Genomic DNA, 24768 nt, shown 5'->3' on the forward strand with positions numbered 1-24768 from the left:
GGGCGACGGCCGGTCGCCGGTGCGGAGGGGCGCCCGCCGAAGCGGACGCCCTCCGCACCGCGGACGGGCGCCCCCACCCGGTCACCGGGCTACCGCCGCTCGTGCACCCGCACCACCCGCAGATCCGGCGAGCGCGCGATGTCCTTGTCGCAGAACCGCGGCGTCACCCAGCGCTCACCCGCGTACAGCCGGGTCTGGTCGCTGTGGTGCGGCGACCGCACGTTCTCCGACTGGGAGTACGTCAGCAGCGTCCGGGCCACCGGGCAGCGGCTGTCGTCCCAGCCGACCGCCTGGATGTAGCTGGAGCCCGACACCACCTCCGTGTAGCCGCCCGCCGCCGCGTTCCACACCGGATCGGTCTTGTTCCAGATGCCCAGCGACTCCGTGCCGCCGCCGATCGGGAACCGCTTGCCGTTCCGCTCGACGAACTGGTGCTTCCCCAGGGGGGCGTCCAGCGCGATGTCCGCCGCCCGCAGCTCCGTCACGGCGTCGGCCAGGGCCCTGCCCAGGCCGGGCGCGGCGGTGTTGAGACCGCGCGGGGTGCGCACCGGGTCCGCCGGGTCGAACGGCGTCTTCCACAGCTCGGCGGCGGGCGTCGCCGAGGCCTTCCGCCAGAACCGGTCGAAGAGCAGCGCGCCCCGGCTGTCGCTGTCCACGCTCCGGTCCCAGCGCCGCAGCACCCGGCAGGCCGCCGACACGTCGACCGGTGTGCCGTCCGTGCCCACGACCGTGCCGCCCGGCAGCGCCGCACACCACTTCGCCACGTCGGACGCGGCCAGATCCCCCGCCGGCGCCCGGTTGGCGAACTGCTGCCGCTGGAGATCCGCGACGCCGAGACGGCCCTTGTCCGCCATCGCCGCGACATCCTCGATCGCGCCCCGGGTCCGCAGGGACCGGGGCGTCGCGACCGTGCCGAAGACCCGCTCGTATCCGGTCAGCGGCCGCTCCGCGTTGGTCAGCCAGGCGCTGTCGTTGGAGTTCTCCACATAGGGCCGGTTGCGCAGCGTGGGCATCCGGCTCGGGCCGAAGATCCCCGACTGCACCGCGTCCGGATCGCTCCCCGGCGCGCACTCCGTCCGCGAACCGTCCAGCACCGCAAGCCCGGAGGCGGGATAGGTGGCCCGGCCCAGCGGGGTCGAGCAGCGCTCCGCCAGCTCGTCCGTGATCCTCGGTAGCACCTGGGACTGGGAGAAGAACGAGTGCCCCGCCCGGTCCGCCGCGATGGTGTTCACCCACGGCAGGCCCTGCGACCGGTGCAGTGAACGCTCGACGTCCGCGGTGGAGCGGGCCCGGCTGAAGCCCAGACCCGTGTCCGACATCCGCAGATTCCTCGCGTTCGGGTCGTTCAACGCGTACGCCGTGTCCGCCGTCCAGGGCAGCGGCAGCGCCGCGCCCATCGCGTTGACGACCGGCCCGTACCGCGTCCACCACTGGGTGCGGGTCACGTCGGCCGCCCCCCGCACGGGGACGCTCACCGTCCGCTTCGTCATCCGCTCCCGCTTCCCGTCCACCAGATAGGCGGTCGGATCGGCCGGATCGAGCGTCAGCTGATGCAGATTCAGCGTGACGCCCGTGGCGACCGTATGGCTCCACGCCACATCGGCGTTGTGCCCGATCGAGATCGTCGTCGAGCCCAGCAGGGACCCGCCCGACACGTTCAGCTCGCCGGGGATCGTCTGCTGCGACTGCCAGAAGCGCCGCCCGCCCTGCCACGGGTAGTGCGGGTTGCCGAGCAGCAGCCCGCGCCCGTTCGCCGTGGTGGAGCCGTCGAAGGCCACCGCGTTGGAGCCCATGTCCGCGTTCTGCGCCGACAGCAGCCGCCGCGCCGCCGCGGCCGCCTCCTCGGGCGTGACCCCGGCCGCCGGGGGAGCGGCGGCCGGCGGCTGCGCGGCCGTGATGCCGTCGATCCCGCGCCCCTGGCCGCCGAGCACGGACAGCGCGTAGCCCCGCGCCGCCACGTCCAGCGCGGTCACCGGGCGCACCCAGGACGCGCCCCGGCAGGCCGGATCGCTGATCCGGTTCTGCGCGATCCATGCGTTGTACCCGGCGGCGAACCCGCGCATCGTCTCCTTCACGTCCCGGCTCGGACCGGCGGGCGCGGGCGTCTTCAGCAGCTTCTCCACCGTGCCGCTGTCCCGGACGCCCCGGAAGTACAGGTCGCTGGAGAGGTTCGTCGCCGCCGACGACAGCGAGAAGTCGGTGGCGGCGTCCGGGCCGAAGAACCTCGACCGATCCCCGCGCACCGTGAGGAAGCCGTCCGCCAGCGTGCACACCTGGTCGGCGGCCTGCGCCCACCCGGTGCCGAAACCGAGCTGCGCGTAGTCCTTCGCCACGATGTGCGGAATGCCGTACTCCGTGTACCGGATCACGGCGGACAGACCGCCGCCGGAGGGATGCCGTGTCTGCGGGGACCCGGACGCGGTGGCCGGCGGCAGCGACGCCGCCACGGTGAACAGGGCGAGACCGGCAACCCCGAGCAGTCTCAGACGGTTACGCGATGTCAAGGAGTTCCTCCCAACGGTGCGGGTGGCCAAGGCGGTTGACCGGACAGTCCGGACAGCCAAGCGCCACTCAGCCAGCCGGCCCCGGGAACTGTCAACCGTCTGGTCGGTATCCGGCCTCTTGACCCCACGGGGCCCGGCCGCACAGGATCACGCCATGACCGGTGTACGCAGCAGCACAGTCGACGGCGTCCTCACCCGCAGCGCCAGGCGCACCCCCCGACGGACCGCCGTGCGGTACGCCGACCGGGCCTGGACCTACGGCTCCCTGGACGCCGCCGTCTCCACGGCCGCCGCCGTCCTCACCGAGGACCACGGCCTCGGCCCCGGCGACCGGGTCGCCGCCTACGCGCACAACTCCGACGCCTATCTGATCGGCTTCCTCGCCTGCGCGCGGGCCGGGCTCGTCCACGTACCGGTCAACCAGAACCTCACCGGCGACGACCTGACCTACCTCCTCGACCAGTCCGGCTCCAGCCTCGTCCTGACCGACCCGGACCTCGCCGGCCGGATCCCGGCCGGCTTCACGGTGCGCGCGCTGCGCGACGCCCCGGACTCGCTGCTCGACGCCCTGGAGACGGAGCGGCCCTTCGCCCCGGCCCGCCCGCCCGCCTCCGACGACCTGGTGCAGCTGCTGTACACGTCCGGCACCACCGCCCTGCCCAAGGGCGCGATGATGACGCACGGGGCCCTGGTCCACGAGTACGTCAGCGCGATCACCGCGCTCGGCCTCGCCGCGACCGACCGGCCCGTGCACTCCCTGCCGCTGTACCACTCGGCCCAGATGCATGTGTTCCTGCTGCCCTATCTGGCGGTGGGCGCGGAGAACACCATCCTGGACGCCCCCGACGCCGTCTCGATCTTCGACCTCGTCGAAGCGGGCCTGGCCGACAGCCTGTTCGCCCCGCCGACGGTCTGGATCGGGCTCGCCAACCACCCGGAGTTCGCCACCCGCGACCTCGGCGGACTGCGCAAGGCGTTCTACGGGGCCTCGATCATGCCCGTACCCGTCCTGGAGCGGCTGCGCGAACGCCTCCCGCACCTGGCCTTCTTCAACTGCTTCGGCCAGAGCGAGATCGGCCCGCTGGCCGCCGTGCTGGGCCCCGACGAGCACGAGGGCCGGATGGAGTCCTGCGGCCGCCCCGTCCTCTTCGTGGAGGCCCGGGTCGTCGACGAGAAGGGCCAGGACGTCCCCGACGGCACCTCCGGCGAGGTCGTCTACCGCTCGCCCCAACTGTGCTCCGGCTACTGGGACAAGCCCGAGGAGACGGCGGAGGCCTTCCGCGACGGCTGGTTCCACTCCGGCGACCTGGCGGTACGCGATGCCGCGGGCTTCCTCACCGTCGTCGACCGGGTCAAGGACGTCATCAACTCCGGCGGCGTCCTCGTCGCCTCCCGCCAGGTCGAGGACGCCCTCTACACCCACCCCGCCGTCGCCGAGACCGCCGTCATCGGCCTCCCCGACGACCGCTGGATCGAGGCCGTCACCGCCGTCGTCGTCCTGCGCGGCGAGGCGAGCGACACCGAGCTCATCGCCCACGCCCGCGAGCGGCTCACCGCGTTCAAGGCGCCCAAGCGCGTCGTGTTCGTGGACGAGCTGCCGCGCAACGCCAGCGGGAAGATCCTCAAACGACGACTGCGGGACGAGCTGGCGTGACCCGCGGGCGTGGGCTCACAGCCGCCCCGCCGCCACGATCCGCCGCAGGAACCGCTGGGTGCGCTCCTCGCGCGGCGCGCCGAACACCTCCTCGGGGGTGCCGCGTTCCAGCACCACACCGGCGTCCAGGAAGCACACCTGGTCGGCGACCTCGCGCGCGAACGCCATCTCGTGGGTGGCGATCACCATCGTCATGCCGTCGTCCTTCACCTCCCGTACGAGACCGAGCACTTCACCCACCAGCTCCGGGTCCAGCGCTGCCGTGATCTCGTCCAGGAGCAGCAGCCGGGGCCGCACGGCCAACGCCCGTACGATCGCGGTCCGCTGCTGCTGACCGCCGCTGAGCCGGTCCGGATACTCGTCCGCCTTCGCTCCGAGCCCCAGCCGCTCCAGCAGCTCGCGGGCCTCCGCCTCCGCCCGGGACCGGGAGAGGCCGTGGACCCGGCGCGGGGCCAGCGTGATGTTCTGCAGGACGGTCAGGTGAGGAAAGAGGTTGTACGCCTGGAACACCACGCCGATCCGGCGGCGCACCGCGTCCGCGTCGGCCCGCGGATCGGTGATCTCCTCGCCCTCCAGCCAGATCGCCCCGTCGTCCACCTCCTCCAGGAGGTTGGCGCAGCGCAGCAGGGTCGACTTCCCGGACCCCGACGCGCCGATCAGCGCGGTCACCGTGTGCGGGGCCACCTCCAGATCGACGTCCCGCAGCACCAGCGACGTGCCGAACGACTTGCGGACCGCCTCCATCCGCAGCACGGGAGCCCCCGGTTCCGGGGCCGGCACCACGCTCATACGATTCCTCCCTGGGCCCGCCGCCGGTCCATCCGGGCCGTGACCCAGTCGGTGAGCCGGGTCATCGGAATGGTCAGCGCCACGAAGACCAGACCGGCGACGACGTACGGGGTGTAGTTGAAGTCCTTGCTGGCGATGATCTGCGCCGCGTACACCGCATCCACCGCCCCGGCGATCGAGACGAGGCCGGTGTCCTTCTGGAGCGACACCAGGTCGTTCAGCAGGGGCGGCACGACACGGCGCACCGCCTGGGGCAGCACGACGAAGCGCAGCGCCTGCCCGCTGCTCAGACCCAGCGAACGCGCCGCCGCCCGCTGCGAGGGGTGCACGGACTCGATGCCGGCCCGGAAGACCTCCGAGACGTACGCCGAGTAGGTGAGCACCAGCGCGCCCCCGCCCAACAGCACCGGATCCGTCGTCACCCCCTCCAGCCGCAGGGCGGGCACCCCGAAGACCACCATCAGCAGGCAGATGATGAGCGGCAGCCCCCGGAAGAAGTCCGTGTACGCGGTCGCCAGCGCCCGTACCGGGAAGAACACCGGCCCGCGCAGGGTGCGCGCCACGGCCAGCAGCAGGCCCAGGACCAGCACGGCCGCACCGCACAGGGCCAGCAGCCGCAGGTTCAGCCACAGCCCCTCCATGACCTGCGGGAAGGCGACGCGCGCGTAATGGGCGTTGAAGAACGTCTCCTTGGTACGGGTCCAGCCGGGCGAGCCCGTGATGAGCAGGAACAGCACCACGCCCGTCACCAGGGTGCTGGTCGCGGCGATCGCGGTGGCCCGCCGGGTACGGGCCCGCCGGTGCTGCTCGCGGGCGATGCGGCGCTCGGAGGGGACGTAGACGTCCGCCACGGCCGGCGTCTTGTGCAGGGTCACTTGAGCACCGGCGCGTCGACGGCGTCGGAGAGCCACTCCTTCTCCAGGGCGGCCAGCGTGCCGTCCTCGCGCAGCGCGTCCACCGCACCGCTCACGCAGGAGGTGAGCGTGCTCTCCCGGTCCAGCACCAGACCGAATTGCTCGGAATCACCGGAGGGGGCCGCGAACTGGCCCACCACCTTCGCCTCGGGCACCTCGGCCCCGGTGATGTAGAAGGCGGTCGGCAGGTCCACGACGATGGCGTCCACCTGGCCGCTCTTCAGCGCCGACTTGGCGAAGTCGTTGCGCTGGTAGACGGCGGGCTTCTCGCCGGGCTTCACCAGATCGTCGATGAAGTCGAGGCTGGTGGTGCCCACCTGTGCGCCCAGCTTCACGTCCTTGAGATCGGCGACGCTCGTCGCCTTCGCGGCCTTCGACGTCTTGAGGGCGACGACGGCCTGACGCACCGCGTAGTAGCCGGAGGAGAAGGCCACGGCCTTCTTCCGCTCCTCGCTGATGGAGACCTGGTTGATGTCGAAGTCGAACTTCTTCGCACCGGGCGCGAACGCGGTGTTGAACGGCGTGTGCTGCCACACCACCGCGTCCTTCCCGTAGCCGAGCTCCTTCGCCACGGCGTAGGCGACCGCCGACTCGAAGCCCTTCCCGTTGGACGGCTCGTCGTCGGAGAACCAGGGGGCGTACGCGGGCTTGTCGGTGCCGACGGTCAGCTTCCCGGAGACCTGGGTGGCGAGCTTTCCGGGTGCGCAGGACGCCGTCGCACCGGCCTTGCCCGAAGCCTCCTTCTTCTCCGCTTGCGGGGCACAACCCGTCAGGGCCGCCCCTAAGGTGACGGCGGAGCAGACGACGGCGACCAGGGACCGGTTGACGAGATGCATAGCGGGAGACTGGCAGTGATTGGCCCTCTGTGTCGAGACTTCTCAGAAGCTGTCCGCATAGTGGGAACGGGTGTTGCGACGGTGTGAACGGACCGCCCCGACCTGGCCCGGGACCGCCCCTACCCGGCGTCCGAATCCCGCAGGTCCACCATCCGCCGGATCTTGCCCACCGAGCGTTCCAGCGACTCCGGATCCACGATCTCGACCTCCACCGACACCCCGACGCCGTCCTTCACCGCCGCCGCGATGGTCTGCGCCGCCTTCTCCCGTTCGGCCGCCGTGGCGTCCGCCCGCGCCTCCGCACGGACCGTCAGCGCGTCGAGCCGGCCCTGCCGGGTCAGCCGCAGTTGGAAGTGCGGGGCCACGGCGGGCGTGCGCAGCACGATCTCCTCGATCTGGGTGGGGAAGAGATTGACCCCGCGCAGGATCACCAGGTCGTCGCTGCGCCCGGTGACCTTCTCCATCCGGCGGAACGTCCGGGCCGTCCCCGGCAGCAGCCGCGTCAGGTCCCGGGTGCGGTAGCGGATGACCGGCATCGCCTCCTTGGTCAGCGAGGTGAACACCAGCTCCCCCTCCTCGCCGTCGGGGAGCACCTCACCGGTGAACGGGTCCACGACCTCCGGGTAGAAGTGGTCCTCCCAGATGTGCAGCCCGTCCTTCGTCTCCACGCACTCCTGCGCTACCCCCGGTCCCATCACCTCGGAGAGCCCGTATATGTCGACCGCGTCGATGGCGAACCGCTCCTCGATCTCCCGGCGCATCGCCTCGGTCCACGGCTCCGCGCCGAAGATGCCGACCTTCAGGGACGTCGTCCGCGGATCGACGCCCTGCCGCTCGAACTCGTCCAGCAGCGTCAGCATGTACGACGGCGTGATCATGATGATCTCGGGCCGGAAGTCCTGGATCAGCTGCACCTGGCGCGCGGTCATCCCGCCGGACGCGGGGATCACCGTGCAGCCGAGCCGCTCCGCCCCGTAGTGCGCCCCGAGCCCGCCGGTGAACAGCCCGTATCCGTACGCCACATGGACCTTGTGACCGGGCCGGCCGCCCGCCGCCCGGATCGACCGGGCCACCACGTCCGCCCAGGTGTCCAGATCCCGTTCGGTGTACCCGACGACGGTCGGACGGCCGGTCGTGCCGCTGGAGGCGTGGATCCTGCGCACCTCGTGCTCCGGCACGGCGAACATCCCGAAGGGGTAGTTGTCCCGCAGATCCGCCTTCGCGGTGAACGGGAAGCGGGCCAGATCGGCGAGCGTGCGGCAGTCGTCGGGCCGCAGCCCGGCGCGGTCGAAGGCCGCCCGGTAGAAAGGGACGTTGTCGTACGCGTGGTGCAGCGTGGCCCGGAGCCGCTGCCGTTGCAGGGCCTCCAGCTCGCCCCGGCCGAGCCGTTCCGCAGCGTCCAGCATGGCCGTCATCAGGGCCCTTCCTTCCGAAACAGGGGACAAACGGGTCGCAACGAGGCGACCGATCATTCGGTCGATCTTCCTGGGAGCAGTAATGCAGGCGGCCGGGGGTGCTGGCAAGAGGCGCGCGGAGTTCGCCGCGGCTCAGCCCGCGGCGAACTCCGCTGCGCCCGCCCACGGGTTCCTGTTTGGATGGGGCGTATGCCGACCTTCTCCGCTTACGACAGCACCCCGCTCGCCTATCGCCTGGTGGGGGAGGGGGAGCCGCTGATCTGTCTGCCCGGCGGGCCGATGCGGGCGAGCGCGTATCTCGGCGACCTCGGAGGGCTCGCCGCCCGGCGGCAGCTCGTCCTGCTCGATCTGCGCGGCACCGGCGACTCCGCCGTGCCCGAGGACCCCTTGACGTACCGCTGCGACCGCCTCGTCGAGGACGTGGAGGCCCTGCGCGAACACCTCGGCCTCGACCGGATCGACGTGCTGGCCCACTCCGCGGGCGCGGACCTGGCTCTGCTGTACGCGGCCCGCCACCCGGACCGGGTGCTCAGCTTGACCCTCGTCACGCCCAGCACCCGGGCCGTGGGCATCGCGGTGAGCGACCAGGACCTGCGCGAGGCCGCCGAACTGCGGCGCGATGAGCCCTGGTATCCCGAGGCCCGCGCCGCCCAGGAGGCGCTGCTCGCCGGCGGCCCGTTCGCCGAACTGTGGCCCGCTGTCCGGCCCCTCACCTACGGCCGCTGGGACGACGCGGCCCGCGCGCACGCCGCCGCCTCCGCCGGACAGACCAACGCGCAGGCGCGCGGCCGCTATGCCGAGGACGGCGTCTTCGACCTCGACGCCACCTCCGCCGCCCTGCGCGGACTGGCCGTGCCGGTGCTCGTCCTCGTCGGGGAGTTGGACGGCCACCCGAGCCCGGACCGGGCGACCGAGCTCGCCGCGCTCTTCCCGGGCGCCGAGTTCGTCGTCCAGCGGGGCGCGGGGCACTTCCCGTGGCTGGACGACCCGGGCGCCTTCACCCGTGCGGTGGCGGCCTTCCTCGACCCGGACGTCCACCCGGTGCAGACGGGCGGCTTCCGGCTGGCGTACCGGGTGTGGGGCGAGGAGGGGGCCCCGCCCGTCGTCCTCCTGCACGGCCGGACGGGCTCCAGCGAAACCTGGACCCGGATCGCGCGGGACCTGGCCGCCGACCACCGGGTGTACGCCCCCGACTTCCGGGGCCACGGGCTGAGCGACTGGCCCGGCCGGTATTCCTTCGAGACGTTCCGCGACGACCTGCACGCCTTCCTCGAGGCCCGCAACCTGGCCGGCGCGACCGTCGTCGGGCACTCCCTGGGCGGGGTGGCCGCCTACCATCTGGCCCAGCGGGAACCGGACCTGATCGGGCGTCTGATCGTCGAGGACCCGCCGCCCCCCTTCCCGCTGGAGGCGCCCCGGCCGCCCTCCGTCCGCCCGGAGGGCTCCCTCGACTTCGACTGGCCCGTGGTCCCGGACACCGACGCCCAGCTCAACGATCCCGACCCGGCCGTCGTCGAAGGGCTCGCCGGGATCACCGCGGCCACCCTCGTCATCGGCGGCGGGCCCGACAGCCACATCGACCAGGACCAGGTCGCGCGGCTGGCTCGCGCTATACCGGACGCCGAGCTCGTCACCATCGCCGCCGGGCATCTCGTCCACACCACCCGTCCGGACGACTTCCTCGCGGCGATCCGGTCGTTCGGCCTGGCGTGACCTTCGGCGTTCCGGCGGGGCCGGGTCGGGCCGGGCGGGGCCGGGCCTCCCCGGCTCAGCCCGCCGCCCCCGCCGCCACCGCCTTCGCCCACCGGTAGTCCGCCTTGCCGCTGGGGGAGCGCCGGATCTCGTCGGCGAGCACCAGCGCCCGGGGGATCTTGTATCCGGCGAGCCGGGTCCGGCAGTGTGCCTGCACCCTCTCCAGGGTCAACGCCTCGGCTCCCGCGCGCAGTTGGATCACGGCGGCGACCCGGCTGCCCCAGCGCTCGTCGGGGACGCCCGCGACCAGCGCGTCGTACACGTCCGGGTGGGACTTGAGCGCCTGCTCGACCTCCTCCGGATACACCTTCTCGCCCCCGGTGTTGATGCACTGGGAGCCCCGGCCGAGCACGGTGACGATGCCGTCCGCGTCCACGGTCGCCATGTCGCCCAGCAGCACCCACCGCTCCTCTCCTCTGCGGAAGAAGGTGTCGGCGGTCTTGGCCGGGTCGTTGTAGTAGCCCAGCGGGACATGCCCGCGCTGCGCGATACGGCCCGGCTCGCCGGGGGCCACCGGCTCGTACGTCACCGGATCGACCACCGCCGTACGGGCGTTGACCTGGACCCGGAAACCCCGCTCCGGACCCGAGTCCGCCGTCGCCGTGCCGTTGAAACCGGACTCGGAGGAGCCGAAGTTGTTCAGCAGCATCACCGTCGGCACCAGCGCCTGGAACTCCGCCCGCACCGAGTCCGACATGATGGCCCCGGAGCTGGAGACGGAGAACAGCGAGGAGCAGTCCGTCCCGCGCAGCGGCCCCTTCAGGCAGTCGATCAGCGGGCGCAGCATCGCGTCGCCGACCAGCGACACGCTCGTGACCTTCTCCCTCTCGATCGTCCGCAGCACCTCGTCGGGCACGAACTTGCGGTGCACGACGACGCGTTGGCCGAAGTTGAAGCCGATGAACGCGGTCAGCGTGGACGTCCCGTGCATCAGCGGCGGGGTGGGGAAGAAGGTGATCCCGTCGCCGCCCGCGGCGACCCGCTCCGCCAGCTCCTGCGGCGCCTTCACCGGCTCACCGGTCGGCGCACCGCCGCCCAGACCCGAGAAGAACAGGTCCTCCTGGCGCCACATCACGCCCTTCGGCATGCCCGTCGTGCCGCCGGTGTAGATGATGAACTGGTCGTCGGCGGAGCGCGGTGCGAAGCCGCGCCCGGGGTCACCCGCGTCCTCCGCCTCGGTGAACGCCACCGCGGCCACGGCCCCGGGAGCGGCGGGGGCGGACCCGACCCGGACCAGGTGGCGCAGGCCCGGGGCCCGCGGTGCGGCCGCCGCCACCCGCTCGTCGAACTCGCCGTCGAAGACCAGCGCCGCCAGATCCGCGTCCCGGTAGAGGTAGACCAGCTCCTCCTCCACGTAGCGGTAGTTGACGTTCACCGGCACGATCCGGGCTTTGAGCGCGCCGAGGACCGTCTGGAGGTACTCCACTCCGTTGTAGAGGTGCAGCCCCAGATGCTCGCCGGGACGGATTCCCGCGTCGATGAGGTGGTGGGCGATCCGGTTGGCGGCGGCGTCCAGTCCGGCGTAGGTGAGCCGCCGCTCGGCGCCCGTGCCGGGATGGTCGACGTACAGGAGCGCCTCGCGGTCGGGGACCGCGTCGACGACCGACTCGAACAGGTCGGCAAGGTTGTACTCCACCGTTCCTCCTGACCGCGGATGACTGGCGACTCGGCCGTCATTAGAGCGCCGGACGGCACAAGTGGGAAGGGGTGCCGTCGAAAGAATCTGACGAGCTGTCAGAAAACTATTGAACTGCGCCCCCGCCTACTGCAACCTGTTCCAGGTCTGGAGACAGGAGTCGGTCATGGGCGGTACGGAACACCTCACCGTGCGGCGCGAAGGCGCCACGCTGGTGCTCACCTTGAACAGACCACAGGCCAGGAACGCGCTCTCGCTGCCGATGCTCGTCGGCCTCTACGACGGCTGGCTCGCGGCCGACGCGGACGACACGGTCCGCTCCGTCGTGCTCACCGGGGCGGGCGGCGCGTTCTGCGCCGGCATGGACCTCAAGGCGCTGGCGGGCGGCGGAATGGAGGGGGAGGAGTACCGGGACCGGATGACGGCCGACCCGGACCTCCACTGGAAGGCGATGCTGCGCCACCACCGCCCGCGCAAACCGGTGATCGCCGCCGTGGAGGGCCCCTGCGTCGCGGGCGGCACCGAGATCCTCCAGGGCACCGACATCCGCGTCGCCGGGGCCGGAGCCACCTTCGGGCTCTTCGAGGTCCGCCGGGGCCTCTTCCCGATCGGCGGCTCCACCGTCCGGCTGCCCCGCCAGATCCCCCGCACCCACGCCCTCGAGATGCTCCTCACCGGCCGCGCGTACACCGCCGACGAGGCCGCCGCCATCGGGCTGATCGGCCGGGTCGTGCCCGAGGGAACCGCGCTGGAGGAGGCCCTCGCCGTCGCCGAGCGGGTCAACGCCTGCGGCCCGCTGGCCGTCGAGGCCGTCAAGGCCTCGGTCTACGAGGGCGCCGAGCTGACCGAGAGCGAGGCACTGGCCGCCGAACTCAAGCGCGGCTGGCCCGTGTTCGCCACCGAGGACGCCAAGGAGGGCGCGCGCGCCTTCGCCGAGAAGCGCCCGCCGGTCTACCGGCGCGCCTGAGCGCTGAGCCCCCGGCCCCGAGTCCGCAGCCCTCAGCCCGCAGCCCTCAGCCAAGGAGGCAGCAGCCATGTCCGACGTCCTCAGCGCCCCGCTGGTGGTCGAATTCCCCTTCACCCGCTCCCTGGGCCCCGTCCAGAGCGCCTTCCTCACCGGACTGCGCGAACGCACCGTCCTCGGCGTCCGCACGGAGGACGGCACCGTGCTCGTGCCACCCGTCGAATACGACCCCGTCACCGCGAACGAGATCCGCGACCTCGTCGAGGTCGCCCCCACCGGCACCGTCACCACCTGGGCCTGGAACCCGGCCCCGCGCCGCGACCAGCCGCTCGACACCCCCTTCGCCTGGGTCCTCGTCCGCCTCGACGGGGCCGGCACCGCGCTCCTGCACGTCCTCGACGCGCCCGGCCCGGACGCCGTGCGCACCGGGATGCGCGTCCGTATCCGCTGGGCCGCCGAGCGCACCGGCGCGATCACCGACATCGCCTGCTTCGAACCGTACGAGGGCGAGCCCGGACCCGCGGAACCCGCCCCGCACAGCGGGGAGTTCGCCGACCCGGTCACCGGCATCGTCGCCCCGGCCCGCCTCGACTACGTCCACACCCCGGGCCGCGCCCAGAGCGCCTACCTCACCGCCCTCGAAGGGCGCCGCACCGTCGGCGAACGCTGCCCCGCCTGCCGCAAGGTCTACGTCCCGCCGCGCGGAGCCTGCCCCACCTGCGGAATCGCCACCGCCGAACAGGTCGAGGTCGGCCCGCGCGGGACCGTCACCACGTTCTGCATCGTCAACATCAAGGCGAAGAACCTGGACATCGAGGTCCCGTACGTCTACGCCCACATCGCCCTCGACGGCGCGGACCTGGCCCTGCACGGCCGGATCGCCGGAATCCCGTACGACCAGGTGCGGATGGGGCTGCGCGTCGAGCCCGTCTGGGCCGATGGCGCCCGCCACCCCGACCACTACCGGCCCACCGGAGAGCCCGACGCCGACTACGACACGTACAAGGAGCTGGTGTAGATGCGGGACGTGGCCATCGTCGCCTTCGCCCAGACCACCCACCGGCGGCGCACCGACGAGCTCTCCGAGGTCGACCTCCTGATGCCCGTCCTCCACGAGGTCCTGGGCGCGACCGGCCTCAGGGCGAACGAGATCGGGTTCACCTGCTCCGGGTCCGCCGACTACCTCGCCGGGCGGGCCTTCTCCTTCACGATGGCGCTCGACGGCGTCGGCGCCCACCCGCCGATCTCCGAGTCCCATGTCGAGATGGACGGCGCCTGGGCGCTGTACGAGGCCTGGGTGAAGATCATGACCGGCGAGGCGGACACCGCGCTCGTCTACTCCTACGGCAAGTCCTCGCCCGGCCGGGTCCGCGACGTCCTGACGCGTCAGCTCGACCCGTACTACCTCGCGCCGCTCTGGCCGGACTCCGTCGCGCTCGCCGCCCTCCAGGCGCAGGCACTCATCGACGCGGGCGCCACCGACGAACCCGCCCTCGCCGAGATCGCCGCCCGCAACCGCACCGCCGCCGCCGACAACCCGCACGCCCAGCTCACCGGCGACGTTCCCGCGGGCGACTACCTCGTACGTCCGCTGCGCACCGGCGACTGCCCGCCCATCGGCGACGGCGCGGCCGCCGTGGTCCTCGCCGCCGGGGACACCGCCCGCGCCCTGTGCGAGCGGCCGGCCTGGATCCGGGGCATCGACCACCGCATCGAGGCGCATGCCCTCGGCGTCCGCGACCTGACCGACTCACCGTCCGCACGGCTCGCCGCCCAGCACGCCGGAGCCTTCGAACGACCCGTCGACACAGCCGAGTTGCACGCCCCCTTCACCTCGCAGGAGGTCGTCCTGCGCAAGGCGCTGGGGCTCGGCGACGACGTCTGCGTCAACCCCTCCGGCGGCGCGCTCGCCGCCAACCCCGTGATGGCCGCCGGACTGATCCGGCTCGGCGAGGCCGCCGCCCGCATCCACCGGGGCGAGTCCGACCGGGCGCTCGCGCACGCCACCTCGGGCCCCTGCCTGCAACAGAACCTGGTCGCCGTCCTGGAAGGGGAGAGCACTCATGCCTAAGGAGCCCGTCGCCGTCGTCGGCATCGGCCAGACCAAACACGTCGCCGCCCGGCACGACGTGTCCATCGCCGGACTGGTCCGCGAGGCCGCCGTCCGCGCCCTGGAGGACGCCGGGCTGACCTGGAGCGACATCGACGCCGTCGTGATCGGCAAGGCCCCCGACTTCTTCGAGGGCGTCATGATGCCGGAGCTCTACCTCGCCGACGCCCTCGGAGCCGTCGGCAAACCCATGCTCCGCGTCCACACGGCGGGCTCGGTCGGCGGATCCACCGCCCTGGTCGCCGCCAACCTCGTCGCCGCCCGTGTGCACCGCACCGTTCTCACCCTCGCCTTCGAGAAGCAGTCCGAGTCCAACGCCATGTGGGGCCTCTCCCTGCCCGTCCCCTTCCAGCAGCCGCTGCTGGCCGGAGCCGGCGGCTTCTTCGCCCCGCACGTGCGCGCGTACATGCGGCGTACCGGAGCGCCCGACGCGGTCGGATCGCTCGTCGCCTACAAGGACCGCCGCAACGCGCTGAAGAACCCCTACGCGCACCTCCACGACCACGACATCACCCTGGAGAAGGTCCAGGCGGCCCCGATGCTCTGGGACCCGATCCGCTACTCCGAGACCTGCCCCTCCTCGGACGGGGCCTGCGCGATGATCCTCACCGACCGGGAGGGCGCGGCCCGCGCCCCCCATCCGCCCGCCTGGGTGCACGGCGGGGCGATGCGCAGCGAGCCGACCCTGTTCGCGGGCAAGGACTTCGTCTCCCCGCAGGCGGGCAAGGACTGCGCCGCCGACGTCTACCGGCAGGCCCGGATCACCGACCCGCGCCGGGAGATCGACGCCGTCGAGATGTACGTGCCGTTCTCCTGGTATGAGCCGATGTGGCTGGAGAACCTCGGCTTCGCCGGCGAGGGCGAGGGCTGGAAGCTCACCGAGGCCGGCGTCACCGAACTCGACGGCGACCTCCCGGTCAACCCCTCGGGCGGCGTACTGTCCACCAACCCGATCGGCGCGTCCGGCATGATCCGCTTCGCCGAGGCGGCCCTCCAGGTGCGCGGGAGGGCCGGGGAGCACCAGATCGACGGGGCCGCCAGGGCGCTCGGGCACGCCTACGGCGGCGGGGCCCAGTTCTTCGCCATGTGGCTCGTGGGAGCGGAGCCGCCGCCCGGCTGAGGGAACGCGGTGGGGCCGGGCCCGCGGGGCCGGGCCCGGCTCCGCAACGTGAGCCGGGACACGTAACATGGCAGCATGTCCTTCCTCCGCCGCCGTAGCGCCGCAACACCCGCGGGCCCGGACTTCGACGTCCTGGCCATGGATCCCGGGGACTGGCCCGGCAACCTCGGCGCCGGTCTGCTCCCCGCCCCCGACGGCAGCTGTCAGGGGGTCTTCCTCCGTTACGACCTGTACGGCGGACGAGGTCCGGCCATGATCATCGGCAACCTCCCGGAAGGCTCGCCCGCCCGCGAGACGGAGGAGGGCCAGGTCCCCTTCGAAGTGGCGCAACTGCTCCTCGCCCTGGAGAACGACGAGCCCATCGAGGTCGTCAGCTCCGAGGACGTCCCCGTCATGCAGGGCGACAATCTGCTGATCGTCCGCCGCGTCAAGCTCTCCGAGAGCCGCATCGCCTGCGTCCAGTTCGACCGCAGCGACGGCGTCCTCGTGACCATCGCCAGCTGGGACCGGCCGATCACCGACGACCTGTACACCCTGCTCAAGCCCCTGCCCGCGGAGCTCTTCCAGCAGGGCTGAAACGTCCCTGCTCAAGGCCGCCCCGGTATCCGGGGCGGTAGGGCTCAGGCCCCCCGGCCGTCGCCGTCGGCCGCGGCCCGCCGTACGTGCGTCCGCACGGCGGGCCGCGGCCGCGTGAACTACACCGGGCTGCCCGCCGGCTGGACCATCATCCGGGTCACCTGCGCCGCCGACGTGCCGAGCCCCGTGGGACCGCTGATGTGCCAGGGGGTGCCGTGGCCGCGCCGCAGGTCCTCCTCGCGGTAGCGGCGGCAGCCCCGGTGCCAGATCAGGATCCCCGCGATCCAGTGCTTGAGCTCCTGCACATAGCCCGCCAGGATCTCCCGCGCCTCGGCGTCCAGGGCGAAGTCGTCGTACAGCACCGGGAGTTCGACCTCGGCGACATGCAGGAACTGCCGCAGCCGCGAGTTCATCAGGTCGTGCACGATCGCCACGCCCGTCGGGTAGTCGACGCCGAAGAAGTTCTGCACGACCAGGACGCCGTTGTGCACCTCGCCCTCGTACTCGATCTCCTTCTGGTACGAGAACAGGTCGTTGAGCAGGCACGCGTAGTCCGCCGCCGCGTTCTCCAGGGAGCGCATCGGGCCGCTGCGGTAGACCGCTTCGGGGACCTTCCGGCCGTGCCCGAGCCGGCACAGGCTCATCGTCAGGTCCGAACCGAACGTCGCCCGTCGCATCTCGACGTAGTCGACCGGGTCGGGGATACGGTTCTGCGCCTGGTTGGCCAGCTCCCAGAGCCAGCTCGCGGTCATCGACTCGATCGCGGTCCGGAAGGTGCGCCGCCCGCTCGCATCCATCGGGGCGGCCGTCCTGCGCCACAGGTCGCCCAGACTCCGCTCCAGGGCGTTCACCGGCTCCGGCGTGCCCTCGCCGTCCAGCGGCATGAACAGCGACAGCCGCTCGTTCGCCAGCCGGGCCCCCGCCAGGTCCCGGGTCCGCCCGTGCACGACCGGGAACCAGTCGTCCCCGTACGTTCCCCAGGCCAGCCAGCCCGAGGACAGGTCCAGCTCGTCCGGGGTCGCGTCCGGATCCAGGCCCGCCGCGCACAGCGGCAGGTCGATCGCGATGATCCGCTCCTCGTCCCAGATGTGCGAACCCGGCACGCCCGGCTGGGCCTCCAGGATGCCCATCCGCCGCGCCCAGTCGACGAGCCGGACCCGGGCCCCCTCCAGATGCGGGCTCAGGGTCGTCCCGAACGGCAGGTCGAAGTCCGGGAGCAGCGAGGGCCCCACGTGCTGGTAGGGCACATGGCTGTGGCTGCGGGCCCGCGAGGTCTCCGAGCGGAGCGTGAACCTGATGGAGGCGGCGGACATGCCGAAGCCGGCCACGGCCTCGCCCGCGCCGCCGCCGTTCATGTAGCGGCTGGAGCGCATGTGCCATTCGTGGCCGCCGGACTGCCAGTCCTGGAGCCCCTTGACGTACGCCAGCACGGCGGCGGTCTGGGCGGGGTCCAGGCCCCTCTCGGCGCAGAGCGGGCCGAGTTCGGTGAGGGCGGTGTTCTCGAACTGCTGGAGCCGTGAGGTCAGCAGGTCGTTGACGGACTCGGCGGCCTCCTGCGTGGAGCAGCCGAGGAACTTCTCCAGCACCAGCACGCCGTTGCTGTTCTCACCCTCGTCCTCCACCTCGCGCTGGTAGGAGAAGAGGTCGTTGCGCAGGTGCACCCCGTCGGAGAACGCGTCCCGCAGCACCCGCAGCGGGCGGGCGTCGGCGACCGACGCGGGGACCTCGGCGTTCGCCGCGTACTCCACCAGGCCGGCGGACCAGGGCGCGCCGCCCACCTTGCGGCGCATCTCGATGTACTCGACCGGGTTCGCGATGCGGCCCTCGTGGATGTTGGCGAGCTCCCACAGGGACTCGTTCAGGAGGTTCTCCGTCGCCTCCGCGAACCGGACCCGCCAGGCGTCCGTCATCGCCGGGACCGTCCGGGCCCACAGATCGGCGAGCCCCGCCTCGACCGGGTTCTCGGGCTCCGGCGTCGGGGCGCCCCGCTCCATCGGCATGAAGGCGGGCAGCCGGTCCAGATACCGCTTGCCGCCCTCGCGGTCGGGCGTGCGCTTGAACAGCTCGAGGAAGTGGTCGTCGAAGAAGAAGACCCACACGTACCAGTCGGTGACCAGGGAGAGCGCCTCGGCCGAGCAGTCGGGGTGGGTGTAGGCGCACAGGAGGGCGTAGTCGTGCGCCTCCAGGTCCTTCTCCTCCCAGATGCCGGATCCCTCCAGCATCCCCATGGAGCGGGCCCACGCCCGGGTGTGCGTGCGTGCCGCCTCTACATGAGGGTTGAGCCGGGCAGGATACGGAACATAGAAGTCCGGCAATGAGAAGGGCTGTGCCATGTGCGTCAGGCCTTTCCAGAAGGCTCCGCGCGGGGAAACGCGCGGACCGGTCGTGTCCGCGCAGCACTACCCTTCGGCCATACGGAGCACGCACGACAGCGATTAGTCACATAATCGCGGCTTTGTGTGTGCGTGCTCGGAAGTCGCTCGCTCAGTAGGCGGAGTCGACGTTGTCGATCGAGCCGTAGCGGTCCGCCGCGTAGTTGGCGGCTGCGGTGATGTTGGCGACCGGGTCGGTGAGCTTCTTCGGGGTGCCCTTGACGTGGTACGTGTCGAAGGTGGGCTGGATCACCTGAAGGAGGCCCTTGGAGGGAATGCCGTTCTGCGCGTTGATGTCCCAGTCGTTGACGGCGTTCGGGTTGCCGCTGGACTCGCGCATGATGTTGCGGTGCAGCCCCTCGTAGGAGCCGGGGATGTTCTTCTTCTTCATGATGTCGAGCGACTCACGGATCCAGCCGTCGAGGTTGTTCGCGAACTTCTTCGGCGTGATGGCCTTGCGCTCGGTGGAGCGGTTGGCGGCCTGCTTCTCGGAGCGCGCCTTGTCGGCGTCCTTCTCCGCGGTCGCCTTGCGGGCTGCCGCGGCCTTCTTCGCGGCGGCTTCCTTGGCGGCGGTCTCCTGAGCGGCCTTCTTGGCCGCCGCGTCCTTCGCCGTGGGGATACCCGCGGCGGCGACCGGCTCCACGGAGACGGAGGACCGGGCCTGGGTGGTCTGCGCCTCGCTCGGACCGCCGGTGGCGGCTATGGCGCTGACGGAACCGGCCGCGACGAGCACGGCGGTGGCGATCTTGTGCGAGCGGGTGATGCGCAGGGTGGAGATGCGGGGCATGCGTGAGCTCTTCCTATGGGGGACGGGCTTCGCGGCCTTCGCGCCGCGTCGGCAGGAACCGGATGTCCGGGCCGCGGTCGCCGGTGGGCGCTCGTCGCTGGCTCGTACTCGGTGCTTGCCGGGATCCATGGTTAACGGGCACCGACATAGGAAGCAATCACCGCCTTTACTACTCTTCATCGTGAGATGCCAATTTATGAGCCATATGGGCGGTTCGTTACGCCGGACGAGAGGGGGCGCGTCCACTACCGGAGGTCGTAGGTGACGTGGGTCTCGTGGCGGGCCTCACCCGCCGAGGGCCCCGGAGCGGCACAGGGTCAACGCACGGTCACGCGGAGAAACGGCCCGGAACGCAGAAAAGCGCGCTGCCGGACCGGTGTGTCGGCACCGGTCCCGCAGCGCGCTTCTTCTTCTTCTTCTTCTTCACAGTGGTCTGGTCACTGTGGTTCTCGTCGGACGGGCCTCTCGCCCGCGTCGTCGTCCCGGCTCAGCGGGTGCCGACCGCCGCCCGCACCGCCCGCCGCGCCATGGCGCAGTCGTCGTGCAGCCTCCGCAGCAGCAGCCGCTGCTCCTCGCCCGAGGAGAGCGCCCCGGGGCGGTCCGTCCCCGCACCCGCCGCCGGCGCCTCGCGCATGGTGCGCTGGACGGCCGTCTCGTAATTGCGGATCTCGCGGGTCAGCACCAGCATCAGGTTCACCAGGAACGCGTCCCGCGCGGCCGGGCCCCTGGCCTGCGCCAGTTGACTGATCTGGCGTCGCGCCACCGGGGCGTCGCCCAGCACCGCCCACAGCGTCGCCAGGTCGTACCCCGGGAGATACCAGCCGGCGTGCTCCCAGTCGACGAGCACCGGCCCGGTCGGCGACAGCAGGATGTTGGAGAGCAGGGCGTCCCCGTGGCAGAACTGCCCCATGCCCTGCCTGCCGCCCGCGTGGGCCAGGCCGTGCAGCAGCTTCTGCAGATCACCGAGATCGCGATCGGTGAACAGCCCGAGCTCGTGGTAGCGCGTGATCCGCGAGGCGTAGTCGAGCGGGGCCTCGAACAGTCCGGGGGGCGGCCGCCAGGCGTTCACCCGGCTGATCGCGCCCAGCGCGGCGCGGATGTCGGCCCGCGGCGGCGCCTCCGCCGGATGCCGGGTGAGGGCGGCGACCCGGCCGGGCATCCGCTCGATCACCAGCGTGCAGTTCTCCGGGTCCGCCGCGATCAGCCGGGGCGCCCGAACCGGGGGGCGGTGCCGGACGAACGCGCGGTACGCCGCTATTTCGTGCCGGAACCGTTCGGTCCAGGCCGGCGAGTGGTCCAGTAAACACTTCGCGACGACGGTGGCCCGCCCGGTCGTTCCGACGATCAGGACCGAGCGGCCGCTGCGGCGCAGCACCTGGACCGGGTTGAACTCCGGGCAGATGCGCTGCACGGAGGCGATGGCCATCCGCACCTGTGCGCCCTGGGGGCCGGACAGGTCGATCCGACCGCTGAGCGGTCCGGTGCCCGTGCCCGGGGCCCGTCGGGCCCGGCCCGGACCCTGCACCGGTGCGCCGGCGTGAGGAGCGAGATAGGGCCCGCCGCCGGCGCCCATCGGGCGGAGCGGACGGGGCGGGGCGGACACGGAGGACGATGCTGTGTACATGGGCGAGACAGATCCCTTCGTGCGCCGACAAGGTACGTGCGCCAACCCGGCCGACGGCCGTTCGGCACCCTGGGGAGTACCTAGGGCTGCCGGGCGGGGTGGCGCTTTCCTACCTGACACCGGGGCGCGGGTGGCAGACCATCTGGCGGACCCTGGCGAACCCTGGCGAATAGTCACAGCGCATCTGACAGGGGGTTAGTGTCAAGTCAGCCGAGAACCTGGGGGCTTGAAGTGACCGGAGAACCCAACACCCGCCTTTCTGACCTGTTCGGCCTGGCCGGCTGGTCCAAGGGCGAACTCGCGAGAATGGTGAACCGGCAGGCGGCGGCCATGGGCCACCCGCAGCTGGCCACCGACACCTCGCGCGTCAGGCGCTGGATCGACATGGGGGAGTCCCCCCGTGATCCCGTGCCCGAAGTGCTGGCAGCTCTGTTCACCGAGCGGCTCGGCCGTGTCGTGACCATCGAGGACCTCGGGTTCGGCCGACGCGGGCGTGTGGGGAAACGGCGTGACTCCGGGACGGAACACGATCCCGATCAACTGCCGTGGGCGCCCGAACGGACGGCAGCGGTCCTCACCGAATTCACGGGAATGGACCTCATGCTCAACCGACGCGGCTTGGTGGGTGCGGGCGCCGCGCTCGCCGCCGGCTCAACCATCGCCGGCCCCATGTACGACTGGCTGCAGAGCGACCCCGCTCCGGCGGCCGACGCTCCACATGCCCACGATCCCCTGCACGCCGATCCCGCCGGTCTCGACCGGTACGAGGCCGCGCCGGTCGGCTCCGAGGAGATCGAGGCCCTGGAGCATTCGGTCGAGGTCTTCCGCGCCTGGGACGCGTCCCGGGGCGGCGGACTTCAGCGCAAGGCGGTCGTGGGCCAGCTCAACGAGGTGGGCGGCATGCTCGCCTACCGTCACCCCGACCATCTCCAGCGCCGGCTGTGGGGCGTCGCCGCCAACCTCGCCGTCCTGGCGGGCTGGATGTCCCACGACGTCGGCCTCGAACCCACCGCCCAGAAGTACTTCGTCATCGCCGCCCACGCGGCCCGCGAGGGCGGCGACCGGCCGCGCGCCGGAGAAGCGCTCTCCCGGGCGGCCCGCCAGATGGTCCACCTGGGCCGGCCCGACGACGCGCTCGACCTGATGAAGCTCGCCAAATCCGGCTCGGGCGACGAGACCCTGCCCCGTACGCAGGCGATGCTGCGCACCATCGAGGCCTGGGCACAGGCCTCCATGGGCCGCGGCCAGGCCATGCGGCGCACCCTCGGCGAGGCCGAGGAGCTCTTCGTCTCGGACAAGAGCGATGTGCCGCCGCCCAGTTGGATGCAGATGTTCGACGAGGCCGATATGCACGGGATGCAGGCGCTCGCCTTCCGCACGCTGGCCGAGCACGACCCGGGGGCGGCGATCATCGCTCAACGCCACGCCAAGCAGGCGCTGGAGCTGCGGATCAACGGCCGCCAGCGGTCGAAGATCTTCGACTACATCTCCCTGGCCTCGGCCTGCTTCATCGCCAACGACCCCGAACAGGCCGACCGTTACGCCCGGCTCGCGCTGGTGTCGATGGGGGAGACCTCATCGCACCGCACCTGGGACCGGCTCCGCGAGATGTACCGGCTCACCGGTCAGTTCTCGGGATACGCCGGGATCCAGGATCTGCGCGAGGAGATCGAGCTCTCGATGCCGCCGAGCCAGAAGAAGGCCAGAGGCACGCAGATCTGATCCGGTCCCGCCGCGCGGCTCCGCGCTCCCTCATGCCCCGATTCTGGCGACGAGCACACACGCGTCGTCCAGGCGCTCCGTGCCGCCGAACTCCTCGACGACGCTCCGCACGCACTCCTGTGCCGTACGGGCCTCCGCCAACCGGGGGGCGAGGGCGAGCAGTGCCTCCGGGCCCGCACCCCGGTCGTCGCGTCGGGTCAGGCCGTCGGTGTGCAGGACGAGCACATCGCCGGGGAGGAGTCGCACCTCGTCCTGCTCGAAGACGACGTTGGACGCGGCGCCGAGCAGCACCCCGTCCGGCGGGGGCAGGAGCCGTCCCGAACCGTTGCGGAAGAGCAGCGGTGCGGGGTGTCCGGCCTGCGCCCAGGAAAGGATGGAGCCCTCGGGGTCGAAGCGGCAGCACAGGGCGCTGCCCAGAGCGGGCTGTATCGACGTTTCGAGGACCTGGTTGAGGTGTCCCATCAGCGCGCCCGGCTCGATGCCGGCGACCGCCATGCCGCGCAGTGCGCCCAGCATCATCGCCATCGCCGAGGTGGCGGGGATGCCGTGCCCGGTGAGGTCGCCGACGGTGAGCAGGGTGCGCCCGTCCGGGAGCTCCATCGCGTCGTACCAGTCGCCGCCGATGAGCCCGCTCGACGCGGAAGGGAGGTAGTGCGCGGCGATGTCCAGGGCGCCGGGGCCCTGCGGCGGGAGGCGTAGTGATCCACGCCATGGCGGCAGGACGGTCTCCTGGAGCTCCACGGCCATGCGGTGCTCGGTCCGCTCGATGTGCTCCTCGCGCCGTACCGACGCACGGCTCCTGCTGACGGTCCGCTCGCCGCGCCGCAGATCGCTGACGTCCCGCAGGACCGCCCACATCGAGGCGGTGCGGCCCTCGGCGTCGAGGACCGGCTCGCCCGTCATATGCAGGGTGCGCGTGCGGCCGTCGGGGCGCACGATGCGGAACTCGCCGTCCATCGGCCGGCCGTCGACGAGGCAGCCGGTGACCATCGCGGTCAGCAGCGGCTGGTCCTCGGGCAGCAGCACGGACGGGATGTCGTCCAGGGAGAGCGGAGGGGACCCGGGGGGCCTGCCGAAGATCTCGTACAGCTCCTCGGACCAGCTGGACTCGTCGGTGAGGAGGTTCCACTCGGCGCTGCCCACCCGGTTCAGCGGGGAGCCGTCCCTCGAGCCGTCCGGGGCCCGGTCCTCCCGGGGGGCGGAGTCCTCGGCGCGGCGGCCCGGCAGACCCGCCCTGAGCTGGCCCAGGTGCTCGTCGAGGTTGTCCAGGTGATGCACGGCCAGCTCGCACAGGGCACGCTGCCAGCGCAGCTGGGGGTCGTCCTCGTCGAACACGACGGCGTCCCGCCGCACGGCGTCCACGTCCCCCCGCAGCCGGCGCGTCCGATGGATCAGGGCGTCGACGGCATCGTGCGCGGGAGGCTGTGGTGCGGGGCGGTCCGCGAACAGGGGGGACGGCATCTCGTACTCCGATACAGGCGCGGCACAGCCGGTTCTGAAGGGTGGACCGCTACCGACTGTCGCACAGGCCGCCGCGGCCCGTAAGAGATTTGGCAACACTCGATGGGTTGTTGCGTCTGGCATATGCCAGCGGCTCTCCGGAGTGATGAGCATCCGAACAGGTTTGCGTGTGCGGCGAGTTGACCGCGCGGTTCGGGGTGCATGGCGGGGCGGGAATGCCGAGGGGGCGGCTCGCGTTACCTCACCAGAACGAAAACGAATCCCATTGCCGATAGGGGAATGGGGTCGGCAGAGGCTTCGGGAGGCGCCCATGGCACGCAACGAGATCAGGCCCGTCGTCACCCTCCGGTCCACCGTCGGAACGGGCCGGAGCTATACGACGCGCAAGAACCGCCGCAACGACCCCGACCGGCTGGAGCTCCGCAAGTTCGACTCCGCCGCCGGCCGGCACGTCCTGTTCCGCGAGGTCCGCTGACCGACCGGATGAGGTCTGTCCCCCTGTACGCCACCGCTCCGCGCGGTGAGGAAGGAA

Annotated in this window: 19 protein-coding genes; 9 read left to right on the top strand and 10 right to left on the bottom strand. The window is 71.9% G+C overall.

Annotation, left to right across the window (positions count from 1 at the left end; translation table 11 throughout):
- Positions 1–89 precede the first annotated feature (89 nt).
- Positions 90–2504, bottom strand: a complete 2415-nt coding sequence (locus ACH4UK_RS22810) for an acylase (RefSeq protein WP_398358957.1) — start codon at positions 2502–2504, stop codon at positions 90–92.
- 154 nt (positions 2505–2658) lie between these two features.
- Between ACH4UK_RS22810 and ACH4UK_RS22815 the strand changes: the two genes are divergently transcribed.
- Complete coding sequence (locus tag ACH4UK_RS22815) at positions 2659–4158, top strand: acyl-CoA synthetase (RefSeq protein WP_398358959.1); 1500 nt, start codon at positions 2659–2661, stop codon at positions 4156–4158.
- A gap of 15 nt (positions 4159–4173) precedes the next feature.
- Here ACH4UK_RS22815 and ACH4UK_RS22820 read toward each other — a convergent pair whose 3' ends face one another.
- From ACH4UK_RS22820 to paaK, 4 genes are all read right to left on the bottom strand, one after another.
- Positions 4174–4947 carry an amino acid ABC transporter ATP-binding protein gene (locus tag ACH4UK_RS22820; RefSeq protein ID WP_398358961.1) on the bottom strand — a complete coding sequence of 258 codons (774 nt, stop codon included), beginning with the start codon at positions 4945–4947 and terminating at the stop codon, positions 4174–4176.
- Complete coding sequence (locus tag ACH4UK_RS22825) at positions 4944–5822, bottom strand: amino acid ABC transporter permease (RefSeq protein ID WP_398358963.1); 879 nt, start codon at positions 5820–5822, stop codon at positions 4944–4946. The genes ACH4UK_RS22820 and ACH4UK_RS22825 overlap by 4 nt, the downstream gene beginning before the upstream one ends.
- Positions 5819–6697, bottom strand: a complete 879-nt coding sequence (locus ACH4UK_RS22830; protein ID WP_398358965.1) for an ABC transporter substrate-binding protein — start codon at positions 6695–6697, stop codon at positions 5819–5821. Before ACH4UK_RS22830 ends, ACH4UK_RS22825 begins: the two co-directional genes overlap by 4 nt.
- A 119-nt stretch (positions 6698–6816) precedes the next feature.
- Positions 6817–8112 carry a phenylacetate--CoA ligase PaaK gene (gene paaK, locus ACH4UK_RS22835; protein WP_398358967.1) on the bottom strand — a complete coding sequence of 432 codons (1296 nt, stop codon included), beginning with the start codon at positions 8110–8112 and terminating at the stop codon, positions 6817–6819.
- A 189-nt stretch (positions 8113–8301) separates the two neighbouring features.
- Here paaK and ACH4UK_RS22840 point away from each other — a divergent pair, with 189 nt between their 5' ends.
- A complete protein-coding gene (locus tag ACH4UK_RS22840) occupies positions 8302–9825 on the top strand; it encodes an alpha/beta fold hydrolase (RefSeq protein WP_398358969.1) in 1524 nt (507 codons plus the stop codon).
- Positions 9826–9880: 55 nt separating this feature from the next.
- Here the strand turns inward: ACH4UK_RS22840 and ACH4UK_RS22845 are convergent, their stop codons facing one another.
- A complete protein-coding gene (locus ACH4UK_RS22845; protein ID WP_398358971.1) occupies positions 9881–11500 on the bottom strand; it encodes an acyl-CoA synthetase in 1620 nt (539 codons plus the stop codon).
- A 166-nt stretch (positions 11501–11666) separates the two neighbouring features.
- Between ACH4UK_RS22845 and ACH4UK_RS22850 the strand changes: the two genes are divergently transcribed.
- From ACH4UK_RS22850 to ACH4UK_RS22870, 5 genes are all read left to right on the top strand, one after another.
- Positions 11667–12467, top strand: coding sequence for a crotonase/enoyl-CoA hydratase family protein (locus ACH4UK_RS22850; protein WP_398358973.1), 801 nt, complete (start codon positions 11667–11669; stop codon positions 12465–12467).
- 67 nt (positions 12468–12534) lie between these two features.
- Complete coding sequence (locus tag ACH4UK_RS22855) at positions 12535–13482, top strand: Zn-ribbon domain-containing OB-fold protein (RefSeq protein ID WP_398358975.1); 948 nt, start codon at positions 12535–12537, stop codon at positions 13480–13482.
- Positions 13483–14535: a thiolase domain-containing protein gene (locus ACH4UK_RS22860; protein WP_398358977.1), complete on the top strand. Its 1053-nt coding sequence runs from the start codon at positions 13483–13485 to the stop codon at positions 14533–14535.
- Entirely contained in the window at positions 14528–15694 is a 1167-nt protein-coding gene (locus ACH4UK_RS22865; RefSeq protein ID WP_398358978.1) for a thiolase domain-containing protein, read from the top strand. The genes ACH4UK_RS22860 and ACH4UK_RS22865 overlap by 8 nt, the downstream gene beginning before the upstream one ends.
- A gap of 75 nt (positions 15695–15769) precedes the next feature.
- Positions 15770–16270, top strand: coding sequence for a hypothetical protein (locus tag ACH4UK_RS22870; protein WP_003971159.1), 501 nt, complete (start codon positions 15770–15772; stop codon positions 16268–16270).
- 119 nt (positions 16271–16389) lie between these two features.
- Here ACH4UK_RS22870 and ACH4UK_RS22875 read toward each other — a convergent pair whose 3' ends face one another.
- The 3 genes from ACH4UK_RS22875 to ACH4UK_RS22885 all read right to left on the bottom strand — a co-directional run bounded on the left by ACH4UK_RS22875 (position 16390) and on the right by ACH4UK_RS22885 (position 21053).
- On the bottom strand, positions 16390–18603 hold the full coding sequence (locus ACH4UK_RS22875) for a germacradienol/geosmin synthase (RefSeq protein ID WP_398358980.1): 2214 nt from the start codon (positions 18601–18603) through the stop codon (positions 16390–16392).
- Positions 18604–18754: 151 nt separating this feature from the next.
- Positions 18755–19429 carry a transglycosylase SLT domain-containing protein gene (locus ACH4UK_RS22880; RefSeq protein WP_398358982.1) on the bottom strand — a complete coding sequence of 225 codons (675 nt, stop codon included), beginning with the start codon at positions 19427–19429 and terminating at the stop codon, positions 18755–18757.
- A 487-nt stretch (positions 19430–19916) separates the two neighbouring features.
- Positions 19917–21053 carry an aminoglycoside phosphotransferase family protein gene (locus tag ACH4UK_RS22885; protein ID WP_398358984.1) on the bottom strand — a complete coding sequence of 379 codons (1137 nt, stop codon included), beginning with the start codon at positions 21051–21053 and terminating at the stop codon, positions 19917–19919.
- Positions 21054–21284: 231 nt separating this feature from the next.
- On the opposite strand from ACH4UK_RS22885, the gene ACH4UK_RS22890 reads away from it, so the two are divergent.
- Positions 21285–22775 (top strand): hypothetical protein, encoded by a 1491-nt coding sequence (locus ACH4UK_RS22890; protein ID WP_398358986.1) that lies wholly within the window; start codon positions 21285–21287, stop codon positions 22773–22775.
- A 30-nt stretch (positions 22776–22805) separates the two neighbouring features.
- Here ACH4UK_RS22890 and ACH4UK_RS22895 read toward each other — a convergent pair whose 3' ends face one another.
- The gene (locus ACH4UK_RS22895; RefSeq protein ID WP_398358988.1) at positions 22806–24236 is read right to left on the bottom strand and encodes a PP2C family protein-serine/threonine phosphatase; all 1431 of its coding nucleotides are present in this window, start codon (positions 24234–24236) and stop codon (positions 22806–22808) included.
- Positions 24237–24546: 310 nt separating this feature from the next.
- Here ACH4UK_RS22895 and rpmG point away from each other — a divergent pair, with 310 nt between their 5' ends.
- Positions 24547–24711: a 50S ribosomal protein L33 gene (gene rpmG / locus ACH4UK_RS22900; protein ID WP_398358990.1), complete on the top strand. Its 165-nt coding sequence runs from the start codon at positions 24547–24549 to the stop codon at positions 24709–24711.
- Positions 24712–24768 lie beyond the last annotated feature (57 nt).

It is taken from the genome of Streptomyces sp. NPDC020884 (genome assembly GCF_044333935.1).
Classification (GTDB): domain Bacteria; phylum Actinomycetota; class Actinomycetes; order Streptomycetales; family Streptomycetaceae; genus Streptomyces.